This is a genomic window from Kitasatospora sp. NPDC056531 (assembly GCF_042794375.1).
Classification (GTDB): Bacteria; Actinomycetota; Actinomycetes; order Streptomycetales; family Streptomycetaceae; genus Kitasatospora.
On the sequence record NZ_JBHTTU010000195.1, the window covers coordinates 1 to 4170 of the forward strand.

Sequence of the window (4170 nt, forward strand, 5' to 3'; positions counted from 1 at the left end):
CACCGGATCGACGAACACTCCAAGGAGACCGAACATCCTGGCCACGAGGGCAAGGACTCAGCAGGGCTCAGGGGAACTCACGGGATGTCGCACAGAAGGCGAACGCGATCGCCACCATGACCAGGCTGTAGATGGCGGCGGCCGTGTGCGAGGCGCGGTCCTCGCGCAGGTACTCGGCGAGCATCGCCGTGGGCCAGGGCACCGCGGCGACGACCATCAGCATCAGCAGGTTGAGGAACATCAGGGGGCGGTCGACGCGGGCGACATAACTGAACACCTGGTGGTGGTTGACCCACATGATCCCGATGACCAGGAAGCTCACCACGTAGGCGGCGTAGGAGGGCCACTGCTGGCCCAACGCCTGCCACAGACTTCCGTTTTCGCCGACTTTCGGGACCTTGATGTCCAGGATGAGCAAGGTGATCGCGATGGCGAAGACGCCGTCGCTGAAGGCCTCCACGCGGCCGGATTCGTTCATGCCCCCGTCCTGCACGTGTGTGCGGCGGTGCGGGCGAGGCTGTCCTCGACGCGGCGCAGGATGTCCAGGGCCTCGGCCTGCTGGTCGGGGGCGAGGTCGCCGGTCGTGGCGTCTTCGAGTTCGGCCCAGAGGCGTTCGACCTCCCGCCGCAGTGCTTGGCTGGCGGTGGTGGGTTCGATGATGACGGCGCGTTTGTCGTCGGGGCAGGGGCGGCGGCGGACGAAGCCGGCGTTCTCGAGTCGTTTGATGCTCCGGGTCATGGTGGCGGCGTCGGAGTCGAGCAGGCGCACGAGGTCTGTCTGCCGCTGGGGGCCGAGTTCCCACAGGTGCATCATGACGAGTTCCTGGCCGGTGTGGAGGCCGACGCGGCGCAGGAGCTGTCCGGCGATCATGCGGTGCAGGCGGGCCACGCGGAAGATCGCGTGACTGACGGGCCCCGCCTGGGCGGAGGCCGGCACCGTCACGGTGGAGGTGGGTGGCGCCGCTTCGAGCGGCTGGTTTTGCGTGTCCCGGTGTGTCGCCCGGCTCATCAGTACCGTCCCTTTCCCGGATTTCTCGGCCGAACACTGGCCGGACAGCAATCAGGATAGCCGCCCCTTCCGCCATGCGGCACCCAATGCGGACGGCCAGCTGTCTGCATGAGAACCCGGCATGTGGCGCAGCTCACCTGGAGATGAGGGAAGGGTTCTTGGCGTTTTACTTGTTCGGACAGGTAACTTCGGTGCAGTCGGACACCGCACACCGATGGAGAACCGCCCAACCGGGCGGCCTCCCCTCTCCCGACCTAGGAAATGATCATGACCACTGCTTTCGAGCCGATCGTTCTGGGCGGCAAGCGCCTGGCCAGCCGCGTCGCGATGGCGCCGATGACCCGCAGCCGCGCGTTCGGGCCCGGCGCGGAGCCGACGGAGCTGATGGCGACGTACTACGCGCAGCGCGCCAGTGCCGGGCTGATCGTCACCGAGGGCATCCAGCCCTCGCCGGTCGGGCAGGGCTACCCGGACACCCCCGGCCTGCACACGCCCGGGCAGGTGGCGGCGTGGCGGCGGGTGACCGACGCGGTGCACCGCGAGGGCGGTGTGATCTTCGCGCAGCTGATGCACACCGGCCGGATCGGCCACCCCAGCCTGCTGCCCGAGGGCCTGGTCCCGGTGGGCCCCTCCGCCGTCGCGGCGAAGGGCAAGGTGTTCACCCACCAGGGCCCGAAGGACTTCGTCACGCCCAAGGAGCTCGACCAGGACGAGCTCGTCCGGACGATCGCCGACTTCGTCGCGGCGGCGCGGGGCGCGATCGCCGCCGGCTTCGACGGGGTCGAGATCCACGGGGCGAACGGCTACCTGATCCACCAGTTCCTCGCCCCCAACAGCAACCTGCGCACCGATGGGTGGGGCGGCGACGCGGCGGGCCGGGCGCGGTTCGGCATCGAGGTCGCCACCGCGGTCGCGGAGGCGATCGGCGGCCACCGCACCGGCTTCCGGATCTCCCCCGGCAACCCCCTGAACGACATCGCCGAGACGGACCCGGCCGACCTGGAGGAGACCTACGCCGGCCTGCTGGCCGGTCTCGCCCCGCTGGGCCTGGCCTACCTGCACGTGCTCGAAGGCCCCGACCGCGAGCTGACCGGCCGCCTGCGCAAGAACTGGCCCGGCGTGTTCGTCCTCAACCCGTTCACCCACCCCGAGCCCACCGGTCACGATGCTCTCGGCCTGGTCGAGGACGGCACCGCGGACATGATCGCCTTCGGCACGCTGTTCCTGGCCAACCCCGACCTGCCGGCCCGCCTGGCGGCCGGCGGTCCCTACAACACGGCGGACCGGGCCACCTTCTACGGCGGCGACCACCGCGGCTACACCGACTACCCCGCCCTCACGGCCTGAGCTGCGAGGCCGTCTTCGTGGCCGCACAGTGAGCCAGAGCGTGTGCGGTTCCCTTCTCCACCCCTCTCCACCTGGGAATTCCTGATGTCCAAAGCGATCACCTTCTCCGAGTACGGCGCGCCCGAGGTGCTCCACCTGTCCGAGGTCACCACCCCCGAGCCCGGCCCCGGCCAGGTCCGGATCCGGGTGCGGGCCGCCTCCGTGAACCCCCTCGACCTGAAGATCCGATCCGGCCTGATGGCCGGCACCTTCCCCGCCCACTTCCCCGTGGTCCCCGGCCTGGACGCCGCCGGCGTCGTCGACGCGGTCGGCGAGGGAGTCGACGCGTCCGTGGGCGACGAGGTCCTCGGCGCCACCGCCGGCGGCAGCTACAGCGAGTACGCCCTGCTCGATCAGCCGGTGGCCAAGCCCGAGACCCTCTCCTGGGAGGTCGCCGCCTCGCTGGTCTCCGTCGGCGAGGCCGCCTCCCGGGTCCTCGGACAGCTCGGCGTGCAGCCGGGACAGACCCTGCTCATCCACGGCGCCGCCGGCAGCGTGGGCGCCATCGCCGTACAGCTGGCCGCCGCCCGCGGCATCACCGTCATCGGAACCGTCGCCGAGCAGGACATCGAACGCGCCACCGCCCTCGGAGCCACCGCCGTCCCCTACGGCGACGGCTGGGCAGAGCGAGTGAAGGCCGCCGCACCCCAGGGAGTCGACTACGCCTTCGACGCCTCCGGCGCCAGCCTGCTCGCCGACTCCGTCACCCTGACCGGCGACGCGGGCAAGGTCATCACCATCGCCGACATGTCCGCCCAGCAGCACGGCGTCCGCTTCAGCATCGGCAACGCCGCCCAGGGCGGCCAATCCCTGCCGGAGCTGGTGCAGCTGGCCGCCACCGGCAAACTCACCCTGCCGATCTGGCGCACCTACCCCCTGGCCGAGGCCGCGCAGGCCCACGCCGACCTCGAGGCCCACCGCAACCACGGCAAGGCCGTCCTGCTGCCCTGACCCCCGAAGCCGTCACCTCGCGTCGCCGAAGGTCCCGGACGACCCGCAGGCGCAGACCCGGCCGCCGGAAAGCAGCCTCCGGGGCAAGGAGGTCCTCACGAAGGAGAATCCCATGAATGAGAATTCAGCGAACCAGCACATCTATCGGGTCGACAAGTACGTCGTTCCCGCCGCCGCACGGGACGAGATCGCCGCCCGCCTGAACGCACTGATCACGGTGCTGCGCAATCAGCAGGGGCTTGTCAGCGCAGTGTGCCTCGAGCAGGTCTCCGGCCCCGGGGAATTCAACGTCCTCACTACGCGGAGTGGGAGAGCCAGGCGCACATCGACCGCGCCAACGCCGCCGTCGGCGCGCACCTCCAGGCAACCAAGTTTGATCCGCAGGAGACGTTCACGCGCCTCGGCGTGCGAGCCGACCTGGGCGTGTACATGGCGGTAGGCGCCAAGACCGATTCCACGCAAGCCGTCGACATGGGGCAGTTCAATACGCCCACCGGGGACACGCCCTGAAAGGGTGTTTGACGGGACTCGCGCCCCGCCGACGAGCCTATGTCGGAAACTACCGAACGAACCGTTCTCGTGTGGGCCGACAAATACTGGGCGAAGCTGTCGGGTGAGGATCATGTCACCGCCCGTTCCCATCTCAAGCACATCGACGACCCGGTGTCGTCGGACGAGGTGGCGTAGTCGGCGGATCGGCCCGAATCCCCAGGCCTTGGCCCGAGCCGGGGGGGGGGCGGAAAAGGGGGGGGGGCAGCGGGGGGGGGGGGGACTTGTCGGGTCCGTTCCCGCCGCTGAGGCGGGGGGAGCGGCAGGGAGGGGGTT

4 protein-coding genes are annotated in these 4170 nt (G+C 70.1%); 2 read left to right on the top strand and 2 right to left on the bottom strand.

Going from position 1 to position 4170, the window contains the following annotated elements:
- Nucleotides 1-67: 67 nt before the first annotated feature.
- Entirely contained in the window at nt 68-478 is a 411-nt protein-coding gene (locus ACFQ87_RS43955; protein ID WP_380616663.1) for a TMEM175 family protein, read from the bottom strand.
- A complete protein-coding gene (locus ACFQ87_RS43960) occupies nt 475-1008 on the bottom strand; it encodes a MarR family winged helix-turn-helix transcriptional regulator (protein ID WP_380616667.1) in 534 nt (177 codons plus the stop codon). Before ACFQ87_RS43960 ends, ACFQ87_RS43955 begins: the two co-directional genes overlap by 4 nt.
- A gap of 267 nt (nt 1009-1275) precedes the next feature.
- On the opposite strand from ACFQ87_RS43960, the gene ACFQ87_RS43965 reads away from it, so the two are divergent.
- Nucleotides 1276-2355, top strand: a complete 1080-nt coding sequence (locus tag ACFQ87_RS43965) for an alkene reductase (RefSeq protein ID WP_380616664.1) — start codon at nt 1276-1278, stop codon at nt 2353-2355.
- A gap of 84 nt (nt 2356-2439) precedes the next feature.
- On the top strand, nt 2440-3345 hold the full coding sequence (locus tag ACFQ87_RS43970) for an NADP-dependent oxidoreductase (RefSeq protein WP_380616665.1): 906 nt from the start codon (nt 2440-2442) through the stop codon (nt 3343-3345).
- Nucleotides 3346-4170: the final 825 nt, after the last annotated feature.

Coding starts and splice junctions, on each gene's coding strand:
- ACFQ87_RS43970 (WP_380616665.1), top strand. CDS start 2,440: ATGTCCAAAGCGATCACCTTCTCCGAGTACGGCGCGCCCGAGGTGCTC.
- ACFQ87_RS43965 (WP_380616664.1), top strand. CDS start 1,276: ATGACCACTGCTTTCGAGCCGATCGTTCTGGGCGGCAAGCGCCTGGCC.
- ACFQ87_RS43960 (WP_380616667.1), bottom strand. CDS start 1,008: ATGAGCCGGGCGACACACCGGGACACGCAAAACCAGCCGCTCGAAGCG.
- ACFQ87_RS43955 (WP_380616663.1), bottom strand. CDS start 478: ATGAACGAATCCGGCCGCGTGGAGGCCTTCAGCGACGGCGTCTTCGCC.